Annotated in this window: 27 protein-coding genes; 11 read left to right on the top strand and 16 right to left on the bottom strand. The window is 68.0% G+C overall.

The window, feature by feature from the left end; translation table 11 throughout:
• Positions 1-182: 182 nt before the first annotated feature.
• Positions 183-350: a DUF1059 domain-containing protein gene (locus tag P1K31_RS03415; RefSeq protein WP_276304873.1), complete on the bottom strand. Its 168-nt coding sequence runs from the start codon at positions 348-350 to the stop codon at positions 183-185.
• 52 nt (positions 351-402) lie between these two features.
• Positions 403-1,569, bottom strand: a complete 1,167-nt coding sequence (locus P1K31_RS03410; RefSeq protein WP_276304872.1) for a helix-turn-helix transcriptional regulator — start codon at positions 1,567-1,569, stop codon at positions 403-405.
• Between the two features lie 164 nt (positions 1,570-1,733).
• Between P1K31_RS03410 and P1K31_RS03405 the strand changes: the two genes are divergently transcribed.
• A complete protein-coding gene (locus tag P1K31_RS03405; RefSeq protein ID WP_276304871.1) occupies positions 1,734-2,354 on the top strand; it encodes an OsmC family protein in 621 nt (206 codons plus the stop codon).
• Here the strand turns inward: P1K31_RS03405 and P1K31_RS03400 are convergent.
• Positions 2,316-2,816, bottom strand: a complete 501-nt coding sequence (locus P1K31_RS03400; protein ID WP_276304870.1) for a DUF7552 domain-containing protein — start codon at positions 2,814-2,816, stop codon at positions 2,316-2,318. The genes P1K31_RS03405 and P1K31_RS03400 overlap by 39 nt on opposite strands.
• An 8-nt stretch (positions 2,817-2,824) precedes the next feature.
• On the bottom strand, positions 2,825-3,718 hold the full coding sequence (locus P1K31_RS03395) for an ABC transporter ATP-binding protein (RefSeq protein ID WP_276304869.1): 894 nt from the start codon (positions 3,716-3,718) through the stop codon (positions 2,825-2,827).
• Positions 3,719-3,810: 92 nt separating this feature from the next.
• Between P1K31_RS03395 and P1K31_RS03390 the strand changes: the two genes are divergently transcribed.
• From P1K31_RS03390 to P1K31_RS03380, 3 genes are all read left to right on the top strand, one after another.
• Positions 3,811-3,951 (top strand): hypothetical protein, encoded by a 141-nt coding sequence (locus tag P1K31_RS03390; RefSeq protein ID WP_276304868.1) that lies wholly within the window; start codon positions 3,811-3,813, stop codon positions 3,949-3,951.
• Positions 3,952-4,501: 550 nt separating this feature from the next.
• Positions 4,502-5,830, top strand: a complete 1,329-nt coding sequence (locus tag P1K31_RS03385) for a hypothetical protein (protein WP_276304867.1) — start codon at positions 4,502-4,504, stop codon at positions 5,828-5,830.
• Between the two features lie 636 nt (positions 5,831-6,466).
• Entirely contained in the window at positions 6,467-8,056 is a 1,590-nt protein-coding gene (locus tag P1K31_RS03380; RefSeq protein WP_276304866.1) for a putative sodium/potassium/calcium exchanger, read from the top strand.
• 908 nt (positions 8,057-8,964) lie between these two features.
• On the opposite strand, the gene P1K31_RS03375 is transcribed toward P1K31_RS03380, so the two are convergent.
• On the bottom strand, positions 8,965-9,132 hold the full coding sequence (locus P1K31_RS03375) for a hypothetical protein (RefSeq protein ID WP_276304865.1): 168 nt from the start codon (positions 9,130-9,132) through the stop codon (positions 8,965-8,967).
• A 7-nt stretch (positions 9,133-9,139) separates the two neighbouring features.
• Between P1K31_RS03375 and P1K31_RS03370 the strand changes: the two genes are divergently transcribed.
• From P1K31_RS03370 to P1K31_RS03355, 4 genes are all read left to right on the top strand, one after another.
• Positions 9,140-10,135 (top strand): putative sodium/potassium/calcium exchanger, encoded by a 996-nt coding sequence (locus P1K31_RS03370; protein ID WP_276304864.1) that lies wholly within the window; start codon positions 9,140-9,142, stop codon positions 10,133-10,135.
• A 523-nt stretch (positions 10,136-10,658) separates the two neighbouring features.
• Positions 10,659-11,126, top strand: a complete 468-nt coding sequence (locus P1K31_RS03365) for a cupin domain-containing protein (protein WP_276304863.1) — start codon at positions 10,659-10,661, stop codon at positions 11,124-11,126.
• Between the two features lie 412 nt (positions 11,127-11,538).
• The gene (locus P1K31_RS03360; protein ID WP_276304862.1) at positions 11,539-12,768 is read left to right on the top strand and encodes a Cdc6/Cdc18 family protein; all 1,230 of its coding nucleotides are present in this window, start codon (positions 11,539-11,541) and stop codon (positions 12,766-12,768) included.
• A 350-nt stretch (positions 12,769-13,118) separates the two neighbouring features.
• On the top strand, positions 13,119-13,559 hold the full coding sequence (locus P1K31_RS03355) for a GNAT family N-acetyltransferase (RefSeq protein WP_276304861.1): 441 nt from the start codon (positions 13,119-13,121) through the stop codon (positions 13,557-13,559).
• A gap of 242 nt (positions 13,560-13,801) precedes the next feature.
• Here the strand turns inward: P1K31_RS03355 and P1K31_RS03350 are convergent, their stop codons facing one another.
• The 9 genes from P1K31_RS03350 to P1K31_RS03310 all read right to left on the bottom strand — a co-directional run bounded on the left by P1K31_RS03350 (position 13,802) and on the right by P1K31_RS03310 (position 21,365).
• On the bottom strand, positions 13,802-14,575 hold the full coding sequence (locus tag P1K31_RS03350; RefSeq protein ID WP_276304860.1) for a nucleoside phosphorylase: 774 nt from the start codon (positions 14,573-14,575) through the stop codon (positions 13,802-13,804).
• Between the two features lie 192 nt (positions 14,576-14,767).
• Positions 14,768-15,574, bottom strand: a complete 807-nt coding sequence (locus tag P1K31_RS03345) for an SDR family NAD(P)-dependent oxidoreductase (RefSeq protein WP_276304859.1) — start codon at positions 15,572-15,574, stop codon at positions 14,768-14,770.
• Positions 15,575-15,693: 119 nt separating this feature from the next.
• Positions 15,694-16,062: a hypothetical protein gene (locus tag P1K31_RS03340; protein ID WP_276304858.1), complete on the bottom strand. Its 369-nt coding sequence runs from the start codon at positions 16,060-16,062 to the stop codon at positions 15,694-15,696.
• 97 nt (positions 16,063-16,159) lie between these two features.
• Positions 16,160-17,524 carry a cytochrome P450 gene (locus P1K31_RS03335; RefSeq protein WP_276304857.1) on the bottom strand — a complete coding sequence of 455 codons (1,365 nt, stop codon included), beginning with the start codon at positions 17,522-17,524 and terminating at the stop codon, positions 16,160-16,162.
• A gap of 23 nt (positions 17,525-17,547) precedes the next feature.
• Positions 17,548-18,339: a class I SAM-dependent methyltransferase gene (locus tag P1K31_RS03330; protein WP_276304856.1), complete on the bottom strand. Its 792-nt coding sequence runs from the start codon at positions 18,337-18,339 to the stop codon at positions 17,548-17,550.
• Positions 18,340-18,388: 49 nt separating this feature from the next.
• Entirely contained in the window at positions 18,389-19,258 is an 870-nt protein-coding gene (sucD, locus tag P1K31_RS03325) for a succinate--CoA ligase subunit alpha (protein WP_276304855.1), read from the bottom strand.
• Positions 19,255-20,409, bottom strand: a complete 1,155-nt coding sequence (gene sucC, locus P1K31_RS03320) for an ADP-forming succinate--CoA ligase subunit beta (protein ID WP_276304854.1) — start codon at positions 20,407-20,409, stop codon at positions 19,255-19,257. Before sucC ends, sucD begins: the two co-directional genes overlap by 4 nt.
• Before the next feature lie 300 nt (positions 20,410-20,709).
• Positions 20,710-21,036, bottom strand: a complete 327-nt coding sequence (locus P1K31_RS03315; RefSeq protein ID WP_276304853.1) for a hypothetical protein — start codon at positions 21,034-21,036, stop codon at positions 20,710-20,712.
• 128 nt (positions 21,037-21,164) lie between these two features.
• Positions 21,165-21,365 (bottom strand): hypothetical protein, encoded by a 201-nt coding sequence (locus P1K31_RS03310; protein WP_276304852.1) that lies wholly within the window; start codon positions 21,363-21,365, stop codon positions 21,165-21,167.
• A 127-nt stretch (positions 21,366-21,492) separates the two neighbouring features.
• Between P1K31_RS03310 and P1K31_RS03305 the strand changes: the two genes are divergently transcribed.
• Positions 21,493-22,446, top strand: coding sequence for an NADPH:quinone reductase (locus P1K31_RS03305; protein WP_276304851.1), 954 nt, complete (start codon positions 21,493-21,495; stop codon positions 22,444-22,446).
• Between the two features lie 48 nt (positions 22,447-22,494).
• Complete coding sequence (locus tag P1K31_RS03300; protein ID WP_276304850.1) at positions 22,495-23,205, top strand: SDR family oxidoreductase; 711 nt, start codon at positions 22,495-22,497, stop codon at positions 23,203-23,205.
• 58 nt (positions 23,206-23,263) lie between these two features.
• On the opposite strand, the gene P1K31_RS03295 is transcribed toward P1K31_RS03300, so the two are convergent.
• Positions 23,264-24,265 (bottom strand): DUF7972 family membrane protein, encoded by a 1,002-nt coding sequence (locus P1K31_RS03295; RefSeq protein ID WP_276304849.1) that lies wholly within the window; start codon positions 24,263-24,265, stop codon positions 23,264-23,266.
• 190 nt (positions 24,266-24,455) lie between these two features.
• Here P1K31_RS03295 and P1K31_RS03290 point away from each other — a divergent pair, with 190 nt between their 5' ends.
• The gene (locus P1K31_RS03290) at positions 24,456-25,805 is read left to right on the top strand and encodes a sodium-dependent transporter (RefSeq protein WP_276304848.1); all 1,350 of its coding nucleotides are present in this window, start codon (positions 24,456-24,458) and stop codon (positions 25,803-25,805) included.
• Positions 25,806-25,926: 121 nt separating this feature from the next.
• On the opposite strand, the gene P1K31_RS03285 is transcribed toward P1K31_RS03290, so the two are convergent.
• Positions 25,927-26,553, bottom strand: coding sequence for a uracil-DNA glycosylase family protein (locus P1K31_RS03285; protein ID WP_276304847.1), 627 nt, complete (start codon positions 26,551-26,553; stop codon positions 25,927-25,929).
• Between the last annotated feature and the right edge of the window lie 78 nt (positions 26,554-26,631).

The raw sequence follows: 26,631 nt of genomic DNA, 5'->3' as shown, positions 1-26,631 counted from the left end.
AAATCGTCCGGTGGGAACAGTTACGATACGAGTGAACGGCGTGACGATCGGGTCGCGGCCGGCGTGTATGAATCGGATATCGCGATACGAAATCTTCGGACGCCCGGAGAGCGCAACGGTCCCGCCGCTCTCGACCGTCGTTCTACGCGCGAATTATCCACGGACCAGCGAGGTGCGTACGGTTACACGTCTACCATTATCTTCTCGATGTGATCGCGAGACGTCGACGTGTCGTGGACCCGCTCGGCGTGTCGCCGGACGAACTCGACGATCTCGTCCTCGTTCTCCGAGCGAATCAGGAACGCGCAGTCCTCGAACCCGGCGTTGATGCAGCTCACTTCCTTGACCATGTCGTCTCTCCCTCCGTCGGCGGCGGGATCGAACGGTTACCCGTACGGTCTCTTAGCTATTGTCTCGAGTCGCGGTGCCTCGTCGAGCGGACCCCGGTAGGTGCTGAACGGCCCCGACGACGTGCGCGCGGTCGCCGCGTCGCGCGGCCGCCATCGCCTCGCGGAGTCCCTTCTTGGTGAAGGTCTCGAGGCGGACGGCCTTCTGCCTGTAGAATCCGTAGACGGCTTCGGCCCACTCGCGCGCCGCCGCCGAGTCGGTGTCCACGAACGCCCGTAGCGTTCTCGCGTCCGTCTCGCGCACGCCGATGCCGACCCGGTCGTCGAAGATGACGAGTCCGTAAGGGAGGTCGTCGTGTATCAAGAGCGCGAAGTGCTCGCTGGCGCACACCTGGACGCACTTCTCCGGGTAGTTGTCCATGACGTTCTCGGTGACGGCCGGCGGGTCGATGATCTCCGTCTCCATCCCGTCGAGGATCCGTTGCTGGAACTCCCCCACGTACGTCGGGGCGATGGAGAAGGTGTCGAACCCCCGTACCGTCTCCGTCTCCTCGAGCAGCGAGACGAACCGAGCCATCGGGCCGTAGGCGTCGCCGTGTTCGGCGCTCGTCACGGTCGCGTCGGCGAAAACTCCGATATCGAAGTCCGGGGTGGTCTCGCGAATCGCCTCGAGGACGGGCGCGAGCGTGAGCGCGATCCGAGCGTTCGTCTCGAACGTCGACACCGCATCCGTCACCGCCGCGCCGAGCGCCGTGAGCGCGAATCCTCCGTCCGCCCTCTCGATCGCGTTCAGCTCCTCGAGCGATCGGGTGTATCGGTGGCTGGTCGCCCTGGACACGTTCAGCCGCCGCTCTAGCTCCCTCCGGTCCAGCGGCTCCTCCCCGAGCGCTTCGAGCATCGCCGAGTACCTGATGAGATCAGCGAGCAGGTCGGGTGTCGCCGCGGCGGGACGCAGCGCCGTCCGAACGTCCGTCTCGAACCCGGACGCGACGTCCGCGATCACCTCGCCGAGCGCCGTGAGCGCGAACGCGCCGTCCGAGTCCGCTATTAGATCCCGCTCGGTGAGCCAGCCGGCGAGCCGGTAGCTCGTGGCGATCGACACGTCCAGTCGTCGTCCGAACTCCCGGCGGTCCAACCGCCCGCTCCGTAACTCGGCGAGCACCGGGGAGCGCTTGACGAGTCCGACCAGCAGATCGGTCCCCGCCGTGCCGTGGTCCTGCATGGCTAGAAAACGGCGCGACGCGGTATTAACTCTGTAGCGTGCGAGGACGCTACAGTCCGCACACCGAACGGTTTCGCGGATCTCCGTCTCACGAGCCGCGAAATTATCACTGGATGATTACATTTTCTCCCGGCGCGTACGACCGTGCGAGGGAGGTGTTACAGATGACAGAGACCACCCAACGCGGAGAAGAGCGCATCAAACAGGGCGTCGACCTCGAGAACGTGGAGGCGTTCCTCGACTACGCGGAGGCGAACCCGGCGGACGTGCAGTTCGAACTCGGCGCTGTCGGCACCTACGAGGGGCGGGCGATCCACACGAGGGCGAAGACGGGTCCGTACACACTTGGGGGCGGGGAGATCGACCGCGTCGCCCGCGAGTACACCTACCACTTCGGTGGACACCGGGAGGTGGAGGAGGCCGTCGGCTTCGTCGACCCCACGGACCGCCGGGAGGTCATCGAGACCGCGCTGGCCGCCCTCGCCGGCTGCCTCAACGCCGCCGTCTCCATGAGCGCCCTCGCGCAGGGGGTCGAACTCGACGAACTCGAGACCACCGTGCGCATCGAGTGGGACCCGTTCGTCTTCCTCTGGTTGGAAGACGTCGAGGGGGAGGACGGCGCGCCCAGGGACATGTTCGGCGACCTGCAGGTCGAGATCGAGGTGTCGGGCGAGGATGTCGACGAGGGGACCCTCGACGAGATCAGGGAATGGACGGGACGGTCCGCCGTGTACAACCTATTCACGCTACCGCACCGCTGCGAGCCCGAGGTCGGGCTGAAGTGACCGCGGCCAGAGGCGTCCGCCGTCCCGTCGGAGGGGATCTACGCCCGACCGTGCGGCGGCCGAATGCGGGCGAGGCCGGTCGGTCGAGACGCTCCCGCGACGAGCGTGAGCGTCCAGCCGCCCTCGGTCCGTCGCGCCTCGGTGACCGTCGCGTCGCGCGGGAGCGATCCGAGGAGGGCGACGACGATGGGGAGCGTCGGGAGGCGATCGTCGGCCGGCGGGAGCCATCGCCTCGCTGACGACGAGGTCGTGGTGGGGGACGCGAGGGTCGTACCGCCGGAGTTCGGCGCGGTACTCCTCGCCGAGGCGGGCGGCCTCGGTCGCCGTCTGGCGGTCGGGGAAGCGCCGGCGGAACACCGGGGCGGGCCGCTCGCCCGTGCGGGCGCACTGGACGACGAAGTCACCCGTCAGCGTCGAGAGGTCCTCGATCCGGCAGCGGATCTCCCGGAGCGTGCTCCCCATCACGGCGATCACCGATCGAGCGCGCGGTGGGGCGAGATGTGCGGACCGGTCGGGCTCGCCGCGTCGACGGACGCCTCGACGCGGAAGACGTCCTCCAGGAGCTCCTCGGAGACCACCTCACGGGGCGGCCCCCAGTCGTAGGGCTCGCCGTCCTTCATGGCGATGAGGTTGTCGGCGAAGCGCGCCGCCTGTCCGATGTCGTGGAGGACGACGGCGACGGTCACGTCGCGCTCGCGGTTGAGCGAGCGGACGACCTCCATCACCCGCAGCTGGTGGTGGAGGTCGAGGTACGTCGTCGGTTCGTCGAGCAGGAGGACATCGGTCTCCTGGGCGAGCACCATCGCGATCCACGCGAGCTGTTTCTGTCCGCCGCTCAGGTCGCCCATCTCCCGGTCGCGCAGGCGCGCGACGCCCGCGAGGGAGAGCGCGCGCTCGACCGCCTCGTGGTCGTCCGGGGAGAGCGACTCGAACATCCCGCGGTGGGGGTAGCGACCGTGGTAGGCGAGTTCCTCGACGGTGAGGCTGCGCGGCGAATCGTGCTCCTGGGAGAGCAGTCCGAGCTTGCGCGCGAGCGTCTTCGTCCCGAGGGTCTGCACGTCGGTGCCGTCGAGGAGGACCTGGCCGCCCTCGGGGGAGAGCTGGTTCGAGAGCGCGCGCAGGAGCGTGCTCTTCCCGGACCCGTTCGGCCCGACGAGCGCCGTGATCTCGCCGGCCGGAACGACGATCGTGTCGCACTGGACGACCGGTTCGTCGGTCGAGGGGTAGCCGAGGACGAGTTCCTCGCCGTGGAGTTCGCACGCGGGTGTGTCGGCCGCGTCGGATGTGTCGGTCGCGTCGCCTCCGCGCTCCGTGAGCACTCCGCGCTGCGTTTCCCCCTCCCCGGCGTGGCGTCCGTCCTGCATTACCGCCCACCCCGGCGCGATCGAATGGACATTCGGGCGGTTCGAATGCCTCCGGACGCGAGACGTGTTTCGTTCCGTCGCGAGGGCCGGAGGTGGGGATCAGGTGCGTCACGCCCCCCGCGGTCGCCGAGGTCGCGGGCGGGGCCGACGCGCCGTGGACCGCGGTGTACGTCCCCGCTCCGCCGGCGACGGACGCCCCGGACCTCGTAGATCCGCTCTACGCCCCTCTCTGACGGCGTCGGTCGGGTCACGGCTTTAGGTCGGCCTAATTAGTTATAAGCGGTTCGGAGTCCGCGACTCGGTGAGTAGCACTTCGCCCTCGTTCGAGACCGGAGAGGTCCGGCCACCCGTCAATCGCTCTATCGTCCGTTGCTCCCGTCGACCTCCGTCGGACCTCCCATGGTGCTGCTCGACCCGAGGAACGGCGGAGCGGACCGGGCGTCGGACCAACTGAATATCTTACGACGAATCCGGTATAAGGAGTTCGTACGACCAGGCTAACGCCCCAGGGAGTTATTTTCGTTCACGTTATTGTCGCTCGAATCTGAATACGTTCCGTGTCCATCGGGAGCGACGTCGTGCCCCGTGCGGCGACTGACGCGATCGAGATCGGCCGCGGTCGCGGTCGGTCGGATCTCCCGATATTCGGCCGTCGTTTCGACCGAATCTACGCTCCGAAGTCACCGCTCGCCTGGTTCCAACAACGGTTAATATGTGTGTTAATTGTGTAATTGTGGCTGTAATTAATACACTCATAGCCGCTCGTCTATCCGTGATTCGAGAATGACATCCGGTCGATCAACGGAATCGCCGACCGACCGCTCGTCGACGGGCGAGGGCGCGACGCCCTCCCGGACGGCACGGTGGTCGGGACGAAGCATCCTCGCCGCCGTCGTCGCCGTGCTGGTCGTGAGTGCGGCCGTCGGGGCGTTCGCCCTCGCGGGGTTCGGCGCGATCGGCGCACTCTCCGATTCGACGAGCACCTCGGAGGGACAGGCCGACGCGGACCCCGCCGGCGGTGACAACGGCTCCGCGGCGTCGACCGACGACTCGGCGCGGACGACGGACGCACAGCCCGACGACTCCGCCGGGGCGGCCGACGGTCCGTCCGCCAATGAGGCATCAGCCGACGACGCGGCCGACGGTCAGTCGACCGTCGACTACGAGGGGGAGTCCTCGCCGTTCGGATCCAATTCCTCGAACGCGAGCGACGGAAACGGAACGAACGAGACGAACGAGAACGAGACGAACGAGAACGTAGCCGGCGAGCACGGGACCGACGACGGTTCCTCCTCGGACGCGGACGAGACGGCCACGCCCGCACGCTCCGCCGACGCGACGCAGGAGCAGAACCAGAGCGGGAACCAGTCGTCCGACCAGGCGTACGAGGGCGAGAACGGGACCCAGTTCCAGAACCAGACGGCCGATCAGACGCAGGGACAGGCGCAGTCGGGGAACGACAGTACCCAGCGACAGAACCAGACCTACGATCAGGACCAGAATCAGACCTACGTGGGGGACAACGGAACGCAGCTACAGAATCAGACCGTCGACCAGGACCAGGCGCAGCTACAGAAGGGCGACGACGCGAACCAGACGCAGGACCAGGCGGTCGAGCAGGACCAGACGCAGACCGGCGGCGGGAACGACAGTTCGCAGCTCCAGAACCAGTCCGCCTCGCAGAACCAGCGACAGGTACAGAACGGGACCGTGGTCGAACAGGCGCAGGCGCAGAACAACTCGCTGGTGCAGGTCGGCGGCGACGATCAGCAGCAGGCGCTCGGCACGCAGACCGTGCAGGTGCAGGCCGGCGGGAACGTGACGGTCAACCTCGTGCTCTTCGTCCTGCAGTACCAGGACGCGAGCGTCGGCGAGGACAGCCAGCAGCAGGCGCAGGGCGACCAGCAGGTGCAGATCCAGACGCCGGGCGACGCCAACGTGACGCGCACGCTCGTCGTCGCGCAGAACGAGGACGGACAGACCGTCGGTCGGCTCTCGCCGGAGGTGCTCGAAGGGCTCCTCGGCGCGGGCGACCGGCCGGAGACGAACTCCTCCGATTCGCCGGCCGGTGCCGGCACGAACTCGACCGCAGCGACGACCGTCCAGGCGTAGGTCGTCACCCGGCACAGCGTCCTCTTTTACGACCCGGGGAACGACGGCGTCCGAAACCGGATCGCCGTCGACAACTGACCGACGACCGAACGTCGATCGAACGGCGACTGGTCGTCGACCGGTCGTCGATCGAACGGCGTCGACCGCCACAGCGGCGGTCGTCGGGCCGATCGAACGCCGAGCCGGGCCGAGGAAATTTCACATCTATCTGATGTTTCTAGGTGAACGTCCGTGAACGGTTTATCGTCCGTTCAAACCACATACATGGCATCTGTGAGGGGACATCGAATCGGAATCACGTAACATCACAGTAATATGATCAAACACTCGTGCCGCTTTATAACGGGATCGGGGTCGGAAGTGCGTAAGATTCCGTCACCATCGGACACGACGAAAGAGCGTGCCGAGCCGCCGATAATTCGGTTCAATTGAATATTACACCGACAACCGCACCACAGTGCAGGGATGAGACGGTCGACTTAACCCGAAACCCACGGATCCGGACAGGTATTAATCAGATAGGACGTTCGTTTCATCTATCTATAATAAAGTTCCTCTGCGGTGGCGTATTCTCCGCGGATGTTACAAGAAGAACAATCCGAAGAAAGTTCGCGGCGCGACTCTCGTGGGAGCACGATGGTCACGCGCCTGCTGACGATCGCCATGGTGGTGGTCGTCGTCGTCGGGAGCGGGGCCGCCATCGCCGGCGCGGCCGGCGGTAGTTCCGTCACGAACGCGGACGCGAACGAGCAAGAACAGACACAGGGTCACTATCAGGACCTCTCGAGCGAACAGTTCGCTGCGCTGAGCGACCAGGTCGCCTGGCAGGACGCCGACCAGCGGCAGGCCCAGGCCCAGGGCGGGGACGACAACTTCCAGTCCCAGGGGCAGTTCAAGGCCCAGATCGGCATCGGCGAGCAGTTCAGCGTCCTTAGCGCACAGGTGCTGAATCAGGGAAGCAGTCAGGCCCAGGCGCAGGTGCAGACGGGCTACGGTAACGCCCAGAGCCAGTACCAGATCGGCGAGCAGTACGGTGCGCAGGGACAGGTCGCCGTCCTCAGCAGCCAGAGCCTGAACCAGTACGAGTCGCAGTACCAGGTCCAGGAGCAGTCGGGCGTCTTCAACGACCAGTACCAGGGCCAGTACGACAGCCAGGCCGGCGAGAACTACCAGGTCGCTATCCTCAGCAGCCAGGCCCTGAACCAGGGCGTGGCCCAGGATCAGGCCCAGGAGCAGTCCGGCATCGTTAACGATCAGACGCAGGAACAGGGCGTGACGCAGAACGCCGCGCAGGGTCAGCTCTTCGCCGCGTTCAGCGAGCAGGACACGACCCAGACGGCCACGCAAGAGCAGGGTCAGCAGCAGCGCGGTGCGCTCAACGACCAGAACCAGTCGCAGTCCACCGACCAGACGACGGTCAACGGGCAGACTGGCGTGAACAACGACCAGGACACGACCCAGGACAGCGAGCAGGGTCAGGGTCAGAGCCAGGCCGGCGCGTTCAACGACCAGGGCCAGTCCCAGGACGCTGACCAGGCGTCGTCCTCGACGCAGGCGAGCGTCGACAGCAGCCAGTCGGCCGACCAGGACAACTCGCAGGACCAGGGTCAGAACCAGCGCGGTATCGACAACGAACAGAACCAGTCCCAGGACGGCAGCCAGGGCCAGACTCAGGTCCAGACCGCGGACGACAGCGACCAGAGTCAGGACCAGGACGCCGAGCAGGGTGAGGGTCAGAGCCAGTCCGGCGAGGACAACGACCAGGACCAGTCCCAGTCGTACGACCAGGGTCAGACGCAGGGTCAGGCCGCTGAGGACAGCGAGCAGGACCAGTCTCAGGGCTCCGATCAGGACGCCGAGCAGACCCAGACCGGCGAGAACAACGACCAGGACCAGTCCCAGGACACCTCGCAGGGTGAGGGCCAGTACCAGACCGGCGAGAACAACGACCAGGACCAGTCCCAGGACGCCGAGCAGGACGCCGGCCAGTCGCAGTCCGGCGAGGACAACGACCAGGAGCAGAACCAGGACATCGACCAGGAGCAGGGCCAGTCGCAGTCCGGCGAGGACAACGACCAGGAGCAGAGTCAGAGCGCCGCGCAGGACGCGGACCAGAGCCAGAGCGGCGTCGGTAACTCCCAGTCGCAGGACCAGTCCTCGAGCCAGGACCAGTCGCAGGTCCAGCTCGACGGCGACTCGGACACGAGCGCGAGCTCGCTCCTCTGAACGGGTAGCCGACGGTTACGATCCGCAGTACTGTTTTTTCGATCTCGGTCCCGATCGTGAGCGCCCGCAGGGCCCCACAGCGCTCGCAACGCCGACGGGTAAGCGCGGGCGGGCGCCGGACGGCCCCGGCGAGCAAGGGGCGTCGACGAGCGGGTGTCGACAGGCGGACGCCGACTGGCAGGTGTGTCGATCTCGGATCGCGGCCGGTTCTCGACAGAGTCACGTTCGACGCAGCACGGCTATCGGAAGCGGCACGGCTATCGGATTCAACGCGACGTGGCCGTCGAACCGAAGCGCCGTGAGATCGGATCCGAAGCCGCACTGCGGCCGGTTGGAGACCCCATCTCGACCCGTTCTCGTCCCAGCGTCACGCCTATCTCGGCGTCTTCCGCGCCTCGTCTCGGAACCGGCCCGTTCGCTCGTTCCGACGCTTCCCCCCGCGTCTCCGAGCTCTCGGGGCCTCCTCCCCCGGAGGCGTCTCCGCGTCGGAGTGACGTCCACCTCGGAGCGTGTCTCGGAACGTCGGCCGCCCTCGACGAGAGCCGGCCTCGTTCGGCGGTCGGCGAGGACCGGCGAGGATCGACGGTCGGTGAGGATCGACGGTCGGTGAGGATCGACGGGGTCGACAGTCGTCGACGAGCGCGACGAGGGCGACGGCGAACCGTCGTCCCTCTCGCGCTCAGTGCTGCGGTGGCCGGCAACGCCCGATGCGCCGCTCGCAGGTGGGTCCGTTCGGTCGTTCGGTCGGTCGGTTCGGGGACGCCTTCGCCCGCCACGGACCGTACCGGTCGGCCGACGACAGAATCGTGCTAGTCTATCGCATCCGAAATCAACACCGTCATCGCGTAGCGATAATGGCGTAGATAACGGGAGGGGACGGGATTAAATCCCGTCGTACATTTTCTCAATCAGTCTATAATAAAGGCTATCTGTGATGTGTCATCGGCGCGGATGATTCCAAACAGAAGGCGCTCGAATTCGAGCGCAGGAAGGAGATCGACCATCGCGCGGCTCGTGGTGAGCCTGGTCGTCGTCATGCTCGTCGCGAGCAGCTTCGCCGGCACGGTGAGTGCCAACGGAGGCATGACCGCGGCGGATAACGACCAGGACCAATCACAGTCGCAGTACAAGGCCCAGTGGTCGGGTCAGTTCGGAACCGACAACGATCAATCGCAGTCGCAGTCAGCGGGCCAGGCCCAGGCTGAGGCGCAGTCCGGCGAGGACAACGACCAGTCGCAGGCCCAGCAGGGCGTCGAGTTGCAGGCCCAGGGTCAGTTGGCCGACGGCTCGAGTCAGAGTCAGGACCAGAGTCAGAACCAGGAAGAGGCGCAGGTTCAGTCCGGCGAGGACAACGACCAGAACCAGGAGCAGAACGCGATCGAGGGTCAGCTCCAGGGCCAACTGGCCGACGATGCGGACCAGAGCCAGGACCAGAGCCAGGACCAGGGCCAGACCCAGGACCAGTCGGGTGAGGACAACGTGCAGGACCAGGAGCAGAACGCCGGTCAGGGCGAGGGTCAGGTCCAGCTGAACGACGGCGGCGAGCAGAGCCAGGATCAGGACCAGAGCCAGAGCCAGGACCAGAGCCAGGACGGCCAGAACGGCGTCCAGACCGAGTCGCAGAACGAGGGCCAGGTGCAGGCGCAGGCCAACTTCGACTTCGGCGGCTTCCAGCTCGGCGCGCAGGCGCAGGACCAGCAGCGCACGACCGACGGCTACACCGCCGACGAGTCGCAGCTACAGGGCCAGTCCCAGAGCGACAGTCTGAGCGGCGGCGCGCAGTTCCAGTCGCTGAGCGAGTCCGACGAGGACCACACGGAGGCCTACTTCCAGGGCCAGGGGTCCGTCGGGGAGTGTGACTGCGACGGCGAGCAGAGCCAGGACCAGTCCCAGGACACCGGCGCGCAGGATCAGTCGCAGGGCGACATGACCCAGATGCAGGACGAGGAGTCCGGCACGCAGAGCCAGTCGGGCGGTGACGTCGCCGTCGATTCGGCCATCCAGGCCGGCACCGACTCCGGCGACGAACCCGACCAGAACCAGCAGCAGGACCAGAGCCAGAACCAGCAGCAGAGCTAACGCTGCCGCGCGCAGCACTCTCTTTTGAACGTCTGTGTCGTTCGCTAAGCCTAGTAGCTAGTCAGCTAGCTAGAGGGAGTCATAGAACGATTACCACACCAAAGAGCAGGGTGAATGCTGAGGTGGCATGTGCTCAGCGACCCTGCGAGATGATCCTCCTTGCTCCGTGTCTTCGCCTCGTTGTCGCTATCACCAACTACGAACGCGGAGACGATCCGGGAAGCACGGTCATCACGGTGTGAGAAGAGTCCTATGACGCCCTCGAACCGGGCGCGCCCGGGATGCCCGCCAGCGCGAGCGCGAGGTGAGAAGAGTCCTATGACGCCCTCGAACAGTTCACAAACCTGTGTCGTATGGGCGAGAATCGATACATACAGAGGCTGTATCTGTCGTTTCCCGGGGCGATACCAATCGTCTGCTGAGAGCGCTAACAATGATCTTTCGGCAGAATGGCTCCGAGGTCGTTGCGTGTTTAATACGGCGGGTGACGTAGTCATTAGCGGCAATGACACCTACCCCGTTCGTGCAGAAGGAAGATGAAGGCGAGGCCAGTTGGTTTCTCGGCACCCTGGTGACGAATCGGGTAACCGGTGAAGAGACGGATGGAGCATACTCGCTCACCGAACATCTGCTCCCCCCGAACTACGAGATGCCGTATCATATTCATCACGGCGAAGAGGAGCGTTTCTACATCATTGACGGCGAACTCACCCTCCACACTGAGGATGGCACGCTCACGGCGACTCCTGGTCAAACGGTGATTATCCCCCGTGACCAACCTCACGGCTACCGAATTACGAGTGACGAGCCGACCAGAAAACTCGTTCTCCTCTCACCGGCAGGGTTCGAGGAGTTCTTCCACGAGGCGGGTGAGCCTGCTGAAGCACGGGAGCTTCCAGAACCGACTGAGCCAGATATTCAGAAGCTCGAAGCGTTGGCCCCAAGGTACGATCTCGAACTTCTTGGACCGCTCCCTAGTTCGGACGAGTAGCGGGCTTTTGACTCCGGCGGTAGATACACATACCTACGCACAAGCCAATTCACGGCGAATTAGTTGAAAACAACTGCATGTGAACCGTTGTATGACACCCTCAGTCAGCTAGTCTAGACGAGCGTCGGTGTGGCGGCTGTTCGTGGAGCAGATGGCGATGCATCGGGCGACGCCCCCACCCCTCGTGTCCGCATAAATTCGCCCGCGGGAGTCTAGGTGGCATAATCCGGCAATATGATCCCATAGATGGCGTGTGAAATGCACGCACGCCGTCGGATCTCCGCCGACCCCTTCCTCCCGAGAGTTATGCGGACACGAGGGGTGGGGCGGCTTTTAACCCGTGAGACGTCGCGGCCGATGCGGACAATGAAGACGTGGGGTTATTTATTCACGTTGCGCTAGGCGTTCGCGTATGCCCTCGTTCCGGAAGCAGACGGACATCATCGAGAACGACATGGTTCTCGGGGAGGACTGGGTGCCGGAGGACCTCCCCGAGCGCGAGGCCGAACTGTCGCAGATGTACGAGGCGCTCTCGCCCGCGACGCGCGGGTTCACCCCCGACAACATGTTCCTCTACGGGAAGGCGGGACAGGGCAAGACCGCGGCGACCCGGTACGCGCTCAACGACCTGCAGTTGTTCTTCGAGGACGAGATGGACGAGGATCTCACGCCCGTCTACGTCTCCTGTAACGAACTCACCTCCTCCTACCAGGTGACGGGGCAGCTCCTGGTGGAACTCGACGAGGACATCACCGAGCGGCCGAACGGTCACGCCCCGGACATCCTCTACTCGCGGCTGTTCGGTCACCTGGACGAGATCGGCGGCACCATCGTCATCGTCTTCGACGAGATCGACGCCATCGGCGACGACGACCAGATCCTCTATCAGATCCCGCGGGCGCACTCAAACGGCAAGCTGGAGGAGGCGAAGGTGTCGTTCGTCGGCATCTCGAACGACTTCTCCTTCCGCGACAACCTCTCGCCGAAGGTCAAGGACACCCTCTACGACTACGTCATCGACTTCCCCTCCTACGACTCCCAGCAGCTCCGTGACATCCTGAAGCGCCGGGCGGAGATCGCCCTCGCGGACGACGTGCTCGACGACGGCGTGATCGAGCTCTGCTCCGCGTACGCCGCCAAGGACGAGGGGTCGGCGCGACAGGCGATCAACCACCTCTACAAGGCGAGCAAGATGGCCCAGACCGACGGCGACCACGTGGTGACGACCGACCACGTGGAGACGGCCCACGACATCCTGAAGCGCAACCACGTGATGGAGGGGATCCGCGGACTCACCCCCCAGAACAAGTACGTCCTCACCGCCGTCACGCTCCTCGAAGTGCGCGAGGAGACGCCCGCGCGGACGGGCGAGGTCTACCCCGTCTACCGCGAGATCGCCGAGAGCGTCGGGAGCGAACCGCTCGTCCAGCGCCGCATGCGCGACCACCTCCAGGAACTCTCCCTGCACGGCCAGATCGCCCTCACCAGCCAGAGCGGCGGCGTCAAGGGCGGCACCTACTACGTCGCCGAGTTGAACACCGGCCTCGAAGCCACCATCACCGTCCTCTCCGAGATCGACGAGGCGATGCACGAGGTCGCGGAGGACATCCGCGCCATCGCCGACATGAAAGGGATGCTCTGAACCGGAAGGGGTCCGAATCGAGAAGACCCCGACCGTCCGCAGTCACCGGTTCACTAATTGGACGAATGCACATCAAAAACGAAATTTCCAGCCCGTTTATCAGGACATGAGGGGTGTTTCGAACGAAACCGTTTCGTCACGCCGGGATCCGATCTCGAACCCCGGCGTCGTTACGCTGGAGTAACTGGCACTCGCTGATGAGTGTCGTGATCGGCGCATGTCGCGATCGGCGACTGCCGTGATCGGCACCCGTCGGAGCGGGTCGGTACCGCCGCCCACTCGACGGACGACCGTCGGTCCGCTCCGCCCGAACCGACGGGATTTCACCCCCGCGCTCCGAACGGCGGGGCATGACCGATCGCGTCGTTCGCGTCGAGACCGAGGAGCAACTGGCTGACGCGCTCGCCATCCGCCGCGAGGTGTTCGTCGAGGGGCAGGACGTCCCCGAGGACCTCGAGTACGACGACAGGGACGAGGACGGCGAGACGATCCACTTCGTCGCCTACGCCGACGGCGAGGCGGTCGGGGCGGCGCGGCTCGTCCCCTACGACCCCGACACCGGGAAGGTCCAGCGCGTCGCGGTCCGCGAGTCGGTGCGGGGCGAGGGGTGGGGCCGCCGCCTCGTGGACGCCGTCGAGGCCGCCGCGCGCGAGGCGGGCTACGACCGCCTCGTCCTCGACGCCCAGACCCACGCCGTCGAGTTCTACGAACGGCTCGGCTACGAGGTCACCAGCGACGACGTGTTCATGGACGCGGGGATCCCACACCTCTCGATGCGAAAGGCGCTGTAAACTACCCCTCCCTACTCCCTCGGCGCATACGCGCCTCGGTCTCTTCTCACGGGCGCGGAGCGCCCGTTCGAATGGTCAGAGGGACCTACGGTCCCTCTCGACTTGAGGCCGGAGGCTCCATCTCGAATCATGCTGAGCCGCTCGGCGGCCCTGCGACGGTTTCTTAGATGTCTAAGATACACGGACGACCGCAGATACGTGAGATATGGGGACGGCAGGGACGGACGTCGGTTCGCCGGCGGTCAGTACGCCTCGATCGCATCGACGGCGAGGCGTCCCAGCCGCCGCAGCGCCTCGTCCAGGTCGTGTGTGGAGGGATCGCGCTCGGTCCCGACGAGGTAGTCACTCGGGGTAAACAGCGCGGCGGTCGCCCGCTCGCGGTGAGCGGCGACGGCGAACGCGGCGGCGGCCTCCATCTCGACGGTGAGTACACCCTCGGCCGCGTACGCCTCGACCTCGGCGACCGTCTCGCGGTACGGCGCGTCGGTCGTCCACGTGGGACCGACGCGATAGTCGACGTCGGCCGCGTCCAGGTGCTCCCGGACGTGCTCGACCAGTGCGGCGTCGGCGGGGGCGTATCGCTCCGGCGGCCGGTAGTGATACGACGTGCCCTCGTCGCGCAGCGCGCTCGGCGGGACGATCACGTCCTCCGGACCCACCTCGTCGGCCAGGCACCCCGCGTAGCCCGCGAGGAGCACGGTCTCGACGCCGCTGGCGAACAGGCCCTCGAGGAGGAGGGCCGTCGCCGGCGCGCCGACGCCGAACCCCCCGACGATCCCGACGCGCCCGCCCGTCGCCTCGAGCCTGTAGCACGACCCGCCCGCGCGATAGTCCGCCACCTCGGTGCCGTCGTAGCGCTCCGCGACCGATTCGAGGACGACGGGCGCGTAACAGACGACCATCGCCGCGGGGAGCGACCGCGCCCCGGACCCGCGGTCGTCCGCGTACTCGGACGCTCCCCGCGGCGCGAGGACGGGATCGCTGTCGTACTTCTCCGGGAGGAGCGGGACGCCCATGGTGTGCTCTGTCCCGGTTCCGGGAAAAGCGTACCGCGCCCGCGTCCGGGCGGCGTTCAACTCCCTCGGCCGCGACGTTCCTCGCCCACGCCCGCGCTCACGCCCACGCCCACGCCCGCGCTCACGCCCACGCCCACGCCCGCGATCGAGGCGGCGTCCCGTCCCCGCTACCGCGACCGACGCGCCGCCTCGCTACTGCAACCCGAGGTCGACGTTCATCGCGTTGCCGGCCCGGGGGACCCCTTTCGCGGTGACCGTTTCGCCGTTCAGGAACGACGCGGCGGGCGAGCAGAGGAAGCAGACGAGGTCGGCGATCTCCTCCGGGTGCCCGATGCGCCGGTCGGCCTCGTCGCGCGGGGGCATGTCGGCCTCGTCGATGCCGAGGGTCTCGGCGACGCCGGGCGTCTGGATCAGCCCCGGGGCGACGCAGTTGACGCGGATGCCGTGGGTCGCCCACTCGACGGCGAGCGTCTCCGTGAGGCGGATGACGGCGGCCTTCGCGGCCCCGTAGTGGCTCTCGCCGGGCGCGGGGTGCTGGCCGTTCACGCTGGCGAAGTTGACGATCGTCCCGCCGCCGGCCTCGCGCATGTACTCGCCGGCGACCTGCGCGCAGCGGTAGGTCCCGCCGAGGTTGAGGTCGGTGACGGCCTGCCAGCCGTTCTCCGAGATCTCCTCGAAGGGGGCGACGAACTCGCCGCCCGCGTTGCTCACGAGCGCGTCGGGCGCGCCGAACTCGGCGACGGCGGTGGCGAACAGTTCCTCGACGTCGTCGCGGTCGCGGACGTCGCACTCGACGGCGAGGGCGCGCCCGCCGTCCGCTTCATCGACCGCCCGGTTGATCCCCTCCGCGACCGGCCCCACGCGCTCCATCGATCGGGAGCAGATAGTCACGTCCGCGCCCGCGGCGGCGAACGTCTCCGCGATGGCGCGACCGATGCCCTGGCTCGCGCCGGTGACGACGACCGACTGTCCCTCGACCTCGAAGTCCGGTGTGTGCATCGGGTACACGCGGGAGGGGCGGGGAGATCACTCTACCGGTGGCGAAGATCCAGGCGACGGGACGACGGGGGCCGGGGGGCAGGAGGGCCGGGGGCAGGAGGGTGGAGAGACGCGACCGTTCAGCGGTTCGTTCGGATGCGGTACTCGTCGCGGGCGGCCTGCAGCGCCGCGGCGAGGATGCCGAGGTAGTCCACCACGTCGAGTTCCTCCAGACGACCGCCGCCGAACTTCGACGTCGACGTCGTGACCTCGATCTCGTCCCCCTCGTCCTTCGAGGTGGTGACCGTGTCGACGCCCTCGCGCTCGTCGCTCTCGTCGAGTTCGACGTACTCCTCGCTCTCGCCCTCGCCCTCGTCGGACGACCCGCCCCGACGGAGTTTGAGGAGCACGAGCAACACGGCGAGCACGGCGAGCACGCCGACGGTGCGCTTTACCTTCCCGCCGCCGCTGTCGCTCCCGAAGTCCTCGGTGAGTTCTGTATCGGCCATTGGCAAGTCACAGGGTTCACCTCCCGGCTACTTAGCCGCTGAAATAGCGGTAACATGAACCGGTAGCGTGACGTCGCCGCTACCGGTTCATGCGACGTCAGCGCGCGCGGAGTCGCACCTCGATCGGATCGCGGGGGTGCATCGTCAGCGACGGTCGGAGCGACAGTTCGCGGTCGGAGCGGAGCTCGAGCGAGAACCGGCTCGCGATCATGCTCGCGATGGCCTTCGCCTCGACCATGGAGAACTGCTTGCCGATGCAGTGGCGCGGTCCCGCCCCGAACGGGAAGTAGGCGTAGCGGTGGCGCAGGCGGGCGCGCTCGGGCAGCCAGCGGTCCGGGTCGAACGCCTCCGGGTCGTCCCAGTACGCCGGGTCGCGGTGGACGACCCACTGCGGAAGCATCACCAGCGCGTCCTTCGGGACGCGGTAGCCGCCGACGCGAACGTCCGCGTTCGCCTGCCGGAAGAGCGTGTAGACCGGCGGTAGCACCCGCATCGTCTCCTTCAGGACCCGCTCGGTGTAGTCGAGGCGGCGCAGGTCGGCCATCGCGGGCCGCAGTCGCTCCTCTCCTGACCGCGCGGACTCGCTCGTCCGCGCGTCCCCGAGCACGCGGTCGACCTCCTCGTGCAATCGTCGCTCGACCTCCGGATGACAGCCGACCTGATGGAACGCGTAGGTGAGCGTCAGCGCCGTCGTGTCGTGGCCCGCGAGCAGCATCGTCATCATCTCGTCGCGCAGCTGGCGGTCCGTCTGGTCGCCCCTCGCCTGCGCGCGCAGGAGGATCGAGAGCAGGTCCGTCCTGCCCGTCTCCGTCCCGCGGCGGCGCTCGATGAGGTCCTCGACGATCCCCTCGAGCGTCGAGAGGGCCTCGTAGTACTCGCGGTTGCCCGCGCTCGGCATCCACGACGGGGTGAGAAACCGGACCGGGTCGGGTTCGAATCGCGCGCCGAGCGGTTCGAGGTTGTCCTGGACCGTCCGCACGGTCCGCTCGTCAATCCCCGCGCCAAACATCGCCTCGACGATGATCTCGACCGTGAGGCGGGCGATCGGAAGCTGGAGGTTCACCGTCTCGCCGTCGGTCCACCCGTCGAGCGTCGCGGCGGTCTTCTCCGTCATCATCTCCACGAGCCCGCTGATGCGCCCCATGTTGAACGCGGGCTGGGCGAGGTGGCGCTGCTCCTCCCAGAAGACGCCATCGCTCAGGAGCAGGCCCTTCCCGAGCAGCGCCTCGACCGCCTCGTCCGCGAAGTCCGCCTTGCGGAACGTCGGCTCCTCGGTGACGAGCACGCGCTCCACGTCGTCCGGGTTCGACAGCATGTAGGCGTCGACGGGGCCGAGCGTGAACCGCGCCACGTCGCCGTAGGCACGGCGGACGGCGTCCATGAACGCGAGCGGGTCGCGAGCGTAGTGGTAGGTGTTGCCCACGACGGGGTAGCCGGCGGGACCCGGAGGCTGGGCTCGCATACCGAGACGAGGGTCGGAGCGGACTAAAGGGTTCGTTCGGCCGGCCGCCCGGACGCTGCGGGCGCGAGACGGGCCGCCACGCGGAGCCGACGGTAGTCCATCGTCCACGCCTCGCGATCGGGATCGTACCGACCCGACAGCCGATCCTCGACGGCGTCGACGACCGCCTCGGGATCGGAGACGCCGTCGAGGAACGCTCCGGCGAACATCCGGAGCCACTCCCGCAGGCCGTCCCGACCGTCGAGTTCGGTGGGCCGATCGAACAGGCGGGCGACCGTCACCTCGAACCCCGCCCGTTCGAGGACGGTCGCGTACGTTCCGACGCTCGGGAAGTACCACGGGTCGCGCTCGTCCGGGTCGAGACCGCGGGCGGCGATCTCGGCGCGGAGGGCCGCCCGAGCGCTCTCGACGTTGCCCGCCCCGCCCAGTTCGACGACGAACCGCCCGCCGGGGCGGAGGACGCGCGCCGCCTCGCGCACGACGCGCCCCGCGTCCGCCTCGGGCACCCAGTGGAGCGCGGCGTTCGAGAAGACGGCGTCGAAGCTCTCCCGGAGGGGGAGCGCGCGAACGTCCCCCCGGACGAACGCCGAGCCGGGGTGGGCGGCCCGCGCCTCAGCCAGCATCGAGCGCTCCCGGTCGACGCCCACCGCGGCCGCGCCCGCGTCGGCGATAGCGGCAGTGAGGTGGCCGGTGCCGCAGCCGAGGTCGAGCACGCGCTCGCCGCGCTCGGGCGCGAGCAGGTCGAGCACGTCGCGCCCGTACTCGGAGACGAAGCCGTGACGGTCGTCGTACCGGTCGGCGTCCCAGTCGCTCATCGGGTGGCGTGCGGGCGCGGTGGGCAAAAAGCGATCGACGGGGAAGTGCCTACAGGAACTGTTCGACGTTCTCCGCGACCTCGTCGGGCGTGTCGCCGACCGGGACGCCCGCGTCGTTGAGCGCCTCGATCTTGCTCTCGGCGGTGCCGGTGCCGGAGCCGGAGACGATGGCCCCGGCGTGGCCCATGCGCTTGCCCGGCGGGGCGGTCCGCCCGGCGATGAAGCCCGCGACGGGGGTCTCCATGTGCTCCTTGATGAAGGCGGCGGCCTCCTCCTCGTCCTCGCCGCCGATCTCGCCGCACATGACGACGGCCTCGGTCTCGGGGTCGTCCTCGAACAGCGAGAGGGCGTCGACGAAGTCCGTCCCGATGATCGGGTCGCCGCCGATCCCGATGGCGGTGGACTGGCCGATGCCGCGCTGGGTGAGGTTGTCGACGACCTGGTAGGTCAGCGTGCCCGAGCGCGAGACGAGGCCGACGTTCCCCTCGGCGAAGATGTTGCCCGGCAGGATGCCGAGTTTCGCCTCCCCGGGGGTGATGAGGCCGGGGCAGTTCGGCCCGATCAGGCGGGTGTCGACCTCCGAGAGGCGCTTGTAGACGCGCGCCATGTCCTGCTGGGGAACGCCCTCGGTGATGGCCACCACGAGGTCGAGGTCGGTGTCGAGCGCCTCGAAGACGGCGTCGGCGGCGAACGCCGGCGGGACGAAGACGACGCTCGCGTCCGCGTCCTCCTCCTCCACGGCCCCCGCGACGGTGTCGTAGACCGGGATGCCGTTCACGTCCTGTCCGCCCCTGCCGGGGACCGCGCCGGCGACGACGTTCGTGCCGTACTCCACCATCTGCTCGGTGTGGAACTTACCCTCGCCGCCGGTGATGCCCTGTACCACGACGCGCGTGTCGTTGTCGACCAGAATACTCATTGTTCGCCCTCCGTGCCCGCGAATTCGACGGCCCGCTGGACGGCCTCCTCCAGCGTGCCCTCGACCGTCACGAGGTCGGTGTTCAGGATCTCCATACCTTCCTCCGCGTTCGTGCCCGCGAGGCGGACGACGACGGGCTTGGGGATCTCCTCGAAGCTCTCGAGCGCCTCGTTGATGCCCTTCGCCACCTCGTCGCCGCGGGTGATCCCGCCGAAGATGTTGAAGACGACGCTCTCGACGTTCGGGTCCGAGAAGACCATGTCGAGCGCGTTGGTCACGCGCTCGGCCTTCGCGCCGCCCCCGATGTCGAGGAAGTTGGCGGGCGCGCCGCCGTAGTAGTCCACGAGGTCGAGCGTCGTCATGACGAGGCCCGCGCCGTTGCCGATGATGCCGACGTCGCCGTCGAGGCGGACGTAGTCGAAGCCGTACTCGTCGGCCTTCGCCTCCAGGTCGTCCCCGTCGGCGTCGCCCTCCTCCTCCATCTCCTGGAGGTCCGGGTGGCGAAACAGCGCGTCGTCGTCGACGTTCATCACGGCGTCCGCGGCGATCACCTCGTCGTCAGCCGTGACCATGAGCGGGTTGACCTCGATGTCGGTGGCGTCCTTGTCGTCCCAGAGGTCGTAGAGCGTCGTGAGCACCGAGGCGACGTCGCCCGCGACGTCGCGGTCCACGCCCGCGTCGTAGACGGCGTTGCGGGCCTGGTAGGGGTGCATGCCGAACGAGGGATCGACGTGAACGCGCGCGATGGCGTCGGGGTCCTCCGCCGCGACCTCCTCGATGTTGACCCCGCCTCTCGTGGAGACCATGGCGACCGGGCGGCCCACGGTGCGGTCCATCGTGACGCCGACGTAGAGCTCGTCGGTGAAGTCGACGGCCTCCTCGACCAGCACGCTCCCCACGTGCAGGCCCTTGAGATCCATCCCGAGGATGGCGTCCGCGGCCTCGCGGGCCGCCTCCTCGTCGTCGACGAGTTCGATCCCGCCGGCCTTCCCGCGGCCGCCGACCTGTACCTGCGCCTTGACCGCGACGGGGTAGCCGATGCGCCCCGCGGCGTCGACGACCTCGTCGACGGTCTCGGCGAGCTCCGACTCGGGGACCGGAATGCCCGCCTCGGCGAATACTCCCTTCGCCTGATATTCGTGAAGCTTCATCAGGCGGAACCGGGACTGGCGGGCGCATAAATCCCGCCGGTTCGGTGGCAGGTACCACGCGGCCGGCGGTCGGGCGATGACGACGCCGCTCGGGAGCGGAGCGACGGCCGACGGAAGCCACGAGCGCGTGGTGCGTCGCGCGGTCCGCCGAGAGGATGCCAACGGTTAGAGCTTCACAGCTGGTGCCGATGTGTGGCGGCCGACGCGACGCGCGCGACACCCAATCGCAGGAACCTGCGTCGGGCGTCCGACGTGTCACGATCTTCCGTAATAACTCCTCTCATTGCGGAAACGGACGGTTCACGAACGGGATCGGAGGAGACCGATCGCGCCGACGACGACGCCCAGGAGGACGAACAGGGCGGCCCACTGCGCGAGGACGCTCACCTCGAGCGCGTTGCAGCCGTCGTTCACGACAATCCGCGGCCGGACCAGGTCGGACAGCGGCGTCCCCCCGAGCGTCTGAACCGGAACCAGCGCGACCCTCTCGAGGGAGTAGAGCGGTTCGACCCCCGGCGGACACCCCACGTCCGTACTGCCCTCGAAGAGTCCGAAGACCACGGCGACGACGCTCCCGAAGAGCAGTCCGAACCCGAACAGCGACATCCCGACGCGCTTGAGCCCCATGTTCACCCGCATCGAAACCCGCCGACAAACCCCTTTCGCGTCGGTACCCGTAGCGAGTATCGTACGTCGCGATGGATTCCACGGCCGACGAGCCGTCGCGGATCGCTCTGCGGGTACGATACCCGCGATCAGGTGCGATCGGCGTACCACCGGACGAGGTGGCACTCCGGGCAGACGTACGCCTCGACGGTCAGCATCGCGGCCGGCCCGATCGCGCGCCGGCGCGCTCGTTCGGTCACGAGCGTCAGTCGGTCGCCCTCGGTCGAGGTGACCGGTTCCGCCCGCATCATCGAAACCCCGCAGTCCGGACAGCGCGTGTCGAGACTCATGCGGGAGGTTGGACACGAGCGGACAAATCGTTGCATTCGAGCGAGCCGACCGGTCCCCGCCCGGGACAGTCGACCCCGACGGATCGGGGTCGGGTGGCTTTATCGCCTCCCGCGCCCAGGTCCCGCCATGCGCGCGATTCGCTACCACGAGACCGGCGGCCCGGAGGTACTGCAACTCGACGACGTCGATGTCCCGGAACCGGGACACGGCGAGGTCCGCATCGAGGCCCGCGCGATCGGCGTCAACCCCGTCGACACCTACTTCCGCACCGGGGAGTACCCGCCGGCGGAACTCCCGATGATCCCGGGCTCGGACGTGGCGGGCGTGGTCGACGCCGTCGGCGAGGGCGTGGAGGGCTTCGCCGCGGGCGACCGCGTCTACGCGACCGGCCTCGGGAACGACCGCCAGGGGACGTACGCGGAGCGCGTGATCGCGCCGACCGGCCTCGTCGCCGAACTCCCCGAGGAGGTCTCGTTCGCGGAGGGCGCGGCGATGGCGCTCGTCGGCGTGACGGCGTGGCAGGCGCTCGTCTTCCACGCCGAACTCGAACCCGCCGAGGCGTGTCTCGTCCACAGCGGGAGCGGCGGGGTCGGCCACGTCGCCGTCCAGCTTGCCGCCGCGGCGGGCGCGAGGGTCGTGACGACCGCGAGCGAGGCGTACCACGATCACCTGCGCGACGTCGGCGCGCACGCGGTGCTCGACTACCGACGGGACGACCTCGCGGACGCCGTCCGGGCGGCGGGCCCGCCGGACGTGATCCTCGACACGATCACGAACGAGTACTTCCCGTTCGACGCGGAGGTGGCCGCCGAGCGCGCCCGGATCGTCGGCATCGGGAACACCGCCTCGGAGGCGACCGTCCCGATGGGGCCGTCGAAGGGCAAGGACCTGCGCTTCCAGCTGATGAGCATGTACAACACCGACGACACGCGCGCCGTCCTCTCGCGGCTCGCGCGGCTGATGGCCGCCGGGACGGTCGTTCCCGAGGTCGCCCGCACCTACCCGCTCGCGGAGGCGAGCGAGGCCCAGCGCGACGTGCTGGAGGAGAGCTTCCTCGGGAAGCTCGTCCTGGAACCGTGAGCGCGAGCGCGACGTAGATTTATCCGCCCGGCGACCCTCCGTGCCGGCATGTCCCACACCTTCGACTTCGGGGAGCGGGTCGTGCTGGTCACGGGCGCGAGCGGCGCGCTCGGAAGCGCCGTCTGCGAGGCGTTCCGCGACGCGGGCGCGACCGTCGCCGCGGCCGACGTCGTAGAACCGAGCGACGAGGACGCGCAACTGGATGCGGGCGAGGGCGTCCACTTCTACGCGGCCGACTTCACCGACGAGGACGACGTCGCGCGCGTGATCGGGGAGGTCGTGGACGACCACGGGCGACTGGACGCCCTCTGTAACGTCGCGGGGACGTGGCGCGGCGGCGACGCCATCGAGTCGACCGACGTGGAGACGTTCGACTTCCTCTTCGACGTGAACCTGAAGACGATGTTCCTCGCCTCGAAGCACGCCATCCCGAACCTGCGGGAGACCGAGGGGGCGATCGTCTCGGTGTCCGCCCGCTCGTCGCTCGAGGGGGGCGAGGGGGACGGCCCCTACCGCGCCTCCAAGGCGGGCGTGCGCCTGCTCACCGAGACGATCGCCGAGGAGAACGCGGGCGTCGTCCGCGCGAACGCCATCATGCCGAGCGTCATCGACACCCCGGCGAACCGCGAGATGATGCCGGACGCGGACCACGGGAAGTGGGTCGACCCCGCCGACATCGCCGAGGTGGTCCTGTTCCTCTGCTCGGACGCGGCGAGCGTCACGAGCGGCGCGGCGATCCCCGTCTACGGCGAGGCGTAGGCCGTCGCCCGACGCTGCGTCGCCAGACCGCCCAGCATCGCCTCGTCGACCGCCCGGACTATCGCTCGTCGGGCGGGACGAACGGTCCCACGGAGACGCTGTACAGCGAGACGGTGGCCACCCGGAGCATGTACGCGCTGAGCAGCGCCACCGGCGAGACGATGATCGCGAGGCCGGCGCTCACCGCGACGACCAGCACGTCAGGCGGGAGGGACACGCTCGACCGGGTGTAGACGAGCGTCAGGCAGAACGTGACGAGCAGCGCGAACAGGCCGAGGTAGATCAGTCGCCGCGAGAGGCGCGCGAGGTCGCGGTGGATGGCCATCGTCTTGAAGAACTGACGCATCATCGCGATCGCCTTCAGGAGTTCGAAGACGGCGTCGAGGTGCTCGTTGGCCTCCGGCGAGAGTTCGTCGCCGCGCTCGCGCCGGAGGTGTTTCGTCGCGACGAGGTTGTCGGCGTAGGCGGGGCCGAGGAGGGTGGAGACCAGTTCGACGGTGCTCCCGTCCTTCTCGCGCGCGTCGACGAGGCCGTCGGCGTACTCGCGCATGTTCCCGAGGTAGTCGTCGAACGAGTCCTCGCCGAGCCCCGGTTCCCGTAGCGCCGTCGAGAGGCGCTCGACCCTGTCGCGCATCGTCACTCCGACGAGCGAGATGAACCGCGCCGGGTCGTTCGGGCTGGAGGTCTGCCCGGCGATGTCCTCCACCGTCGACCGGAAGTCGACGGTCGCGTCGAGGCGGTCCGAGAGGCCGCTCGGCGACCCGAAGACGCGCGACAGGACGAGCTGGTTGACTGAGAGGGCGACCGTGACGAGCGTCAGGAGGCCGGAGGTGACGCCGCTCCCGAGCAGCGTCGGGAGCATCGTCCCCGGTCTGACGAGGAGGACGCCGAGGCGGATGAGCGCGTAGACGATCCCCCCGACGAGGACGGAACCCCCGACGGTGATGAGGAGGCGGTTTCCGTCGATCAACAGCCACTCCGCGACCGATCCCATCATGTCGTCGTCGCTCGTGCCGACCTCGCTCGCGGGTCGAACCTGGGTCAGCTCGTCTCCGTCCATCGTCGGGAGTGGTCGCGCCGGAGACAAAGAGGGCAGCCTTGCACCTGCGACGCGCCCGACGGAACGCGACGAGGGAACCGACGGGGGTGGAGGGTCGTCGCCGGAGCGACGGTCCGACCGCGACACCAGTTCCGGCCTCGATAACATCCGTGGAGTTTATAGGTAATCTCCGAGTCTGCACTTCTCGAACATGGTAGAACGAGAGACGTGGGCCACGAGGCTCGGGTTCATACTGGCCGCGATCGGGAGCGCCGTCGGTCTCGGGAACATCTGGCGGTTCCCGTTCCAGACGGCCTCCTCGGGAGGATCGGCCTTCCTCGCGGTGTACCTGCTCGCGGTGGTCGTCATCGGCATACCGACGATACTCGCGGAGTTCGTCATCGGCCGTCGCTCGCACCTGGACGCCATCAACGCGTTCAGGCGACTCGGCCGACCGAAGTGGTGGTTCGTCGGCGCGATCGGCGTCGTCGGGAGCTTCTGGACGCTGTCGTACTACAGCGTCGTCGGCGGGTGGGTCATCCGCTACGTCGTCGGGAGCCTGAACGGCAACGCGCTCACCGCACCGGGGGACTACTTCGGGGCGGTCTCGGCGGGCCCCGAGGCCGTCGCCTTCCACGCCGCGTTCATGCTCGTCACCGTCGTCATCGTCGCGTTCGGCATCGAGCGCGGTATCGAACTCGCGACGAAGTTCATGGTGCCGAGCATCGTCGTGCTGCTCCTCGGACTGGCCGTCTTCGCGGCGACCCTCCCGGGGTCGGGCCAGGGGTACGAGTTCCTCCTCGCGTTCGACGCCTCGGCCATCGCCGACAACGCGGCCCAGGTCATCCCGGCGGCGGTGGGCCAGGCGCTGTTCTCGCTCTCGCTCGGCTTCAGCGTGATGATCACCTACGCGTCCTACATCGGAAAGGACGACAACCTCGTCACCGACGGGCTCACGATCGCCGTCGCGAACACGTTCGTCGGCGTGCTCGCCGGGCTCGTCGTCCTGCCGCTGCTCGCGACCCAGACGGGCGACCCCGGATCGGGGGGCCCCGGCGCGGTGTTCGTCGCGATCCCGACGGCGCTCGCGAACCTGCCCGCCGGGCGGGCCATCGGCGTCGTGTTCTTCCTCGTCGTCCTGATTGCGGCGCTGTCCTCGTCGATCAGCCTGCTCGAGGCCGTCACCTCCTACATCGTCGATCGGGGCTACTCGCGGATGCCCACCGCGGCCGGCCTGGGCGGGATCGTCTTCCTGCTCGGCGTGCCGTCGGCGTGGGACACGGCGTGGCTCGGCTGGTTCGACGGCATCTCGGTCTCGCTCTTTCTCCCCATCGCCGTGCTGCTCGTCGTCCTGTTCGTCGGCTGGGTGATGGGTCGCGACGCGGCGGACGAACTACGCCAGGGGATGAGCACCGAGGGGATCGCCCCCGTCTGGCTGTGGGCGCTGCGAACGTTCGTGCTCGTGGCGGTCGTGGGCGTCGTCGCGCTCAACCTCTACGACCTGTTCACGGTCTCGAGTCCGGACGACGCGGTGTACATCCTCCCGCCGCCCTTCAGGTGACGCGCTGACGACCGCTACGCTTTCCCCGCTTCTTCACGGTTCGCGCCCCTTCACGACGCGACGGCGTCCCAGTCGCGTCCGTCGCCCCTCGCGGTCCTCGCTCGGGCAGTCTCGCGCCGCGTTAGCGGACGCGGTAGGAGTCGCCCTCGGGGAGGAAGCGCCCGAGGTCCACCTCGCGGTAGAAGTCGGTCGACTGCAGGTCGGTCAGCGCGGAGACGAGTCGGTCGCGGTCGTCCCCGGTCCACTCGCTCGGGTCGCGGACGGGGTAGACGAGAAAGCCGCTACCGAGGAGTTCGGTGCCGTGGAGCCCCGGCACGTCGTCGGCGAGCGTCGGCGAGCGGGCGGTGTACTGCTCGATGACGTGTCGCGTCGCGCGCTCTCCGACCGGCAGGAGGACGTGCGCGGCGATGGCCCGCAGTTCGGCGTCGAAGAAGCGCTCCATCTCGACGTACTCGCGCTCCGTCGGCGTCCCCTCGACGACGCACATGTGCAGATACGAGAGGAACGTCCGGTTCACCGCCGGTCGCTCGCCGGCGCTCGCGAGCAGTCCGGCGTCGACGAGCGCCCGCTGGAGGCGGAGCCCCGCGCCGTTCGTGAACGGGACGCCGCTGTCCGCCCCGCCGTGCACGCCGGGGTGATCGCCGACGACGTGGAAGTCGGCGTTCGCGTCGCCGTACCCCGCGACGTAGCGGTCGCAGGGCGGGCGCATCCCGAAGGGATTGCTCGTGCGGTCGGTGACGTTCTTCACGCCGACGCGTACGCCGTGGGGGTGAAAAGGTCGTACGGTTCGGTTCCTCGCCGACCAGCGCGGAGCGACGCGCCCCCG

It is taken from the genome of Halomarina halobia, assembly GCF_029338575.1.
GTDB lineage: Archaea > Halobacteriota > Halobacteria > Halobacteriales > Haloarculaceae > Halomarina > Halomarina halobia.
This window is presented reverse-complemented; position numbering and strand designations above follow the sequence as displayed.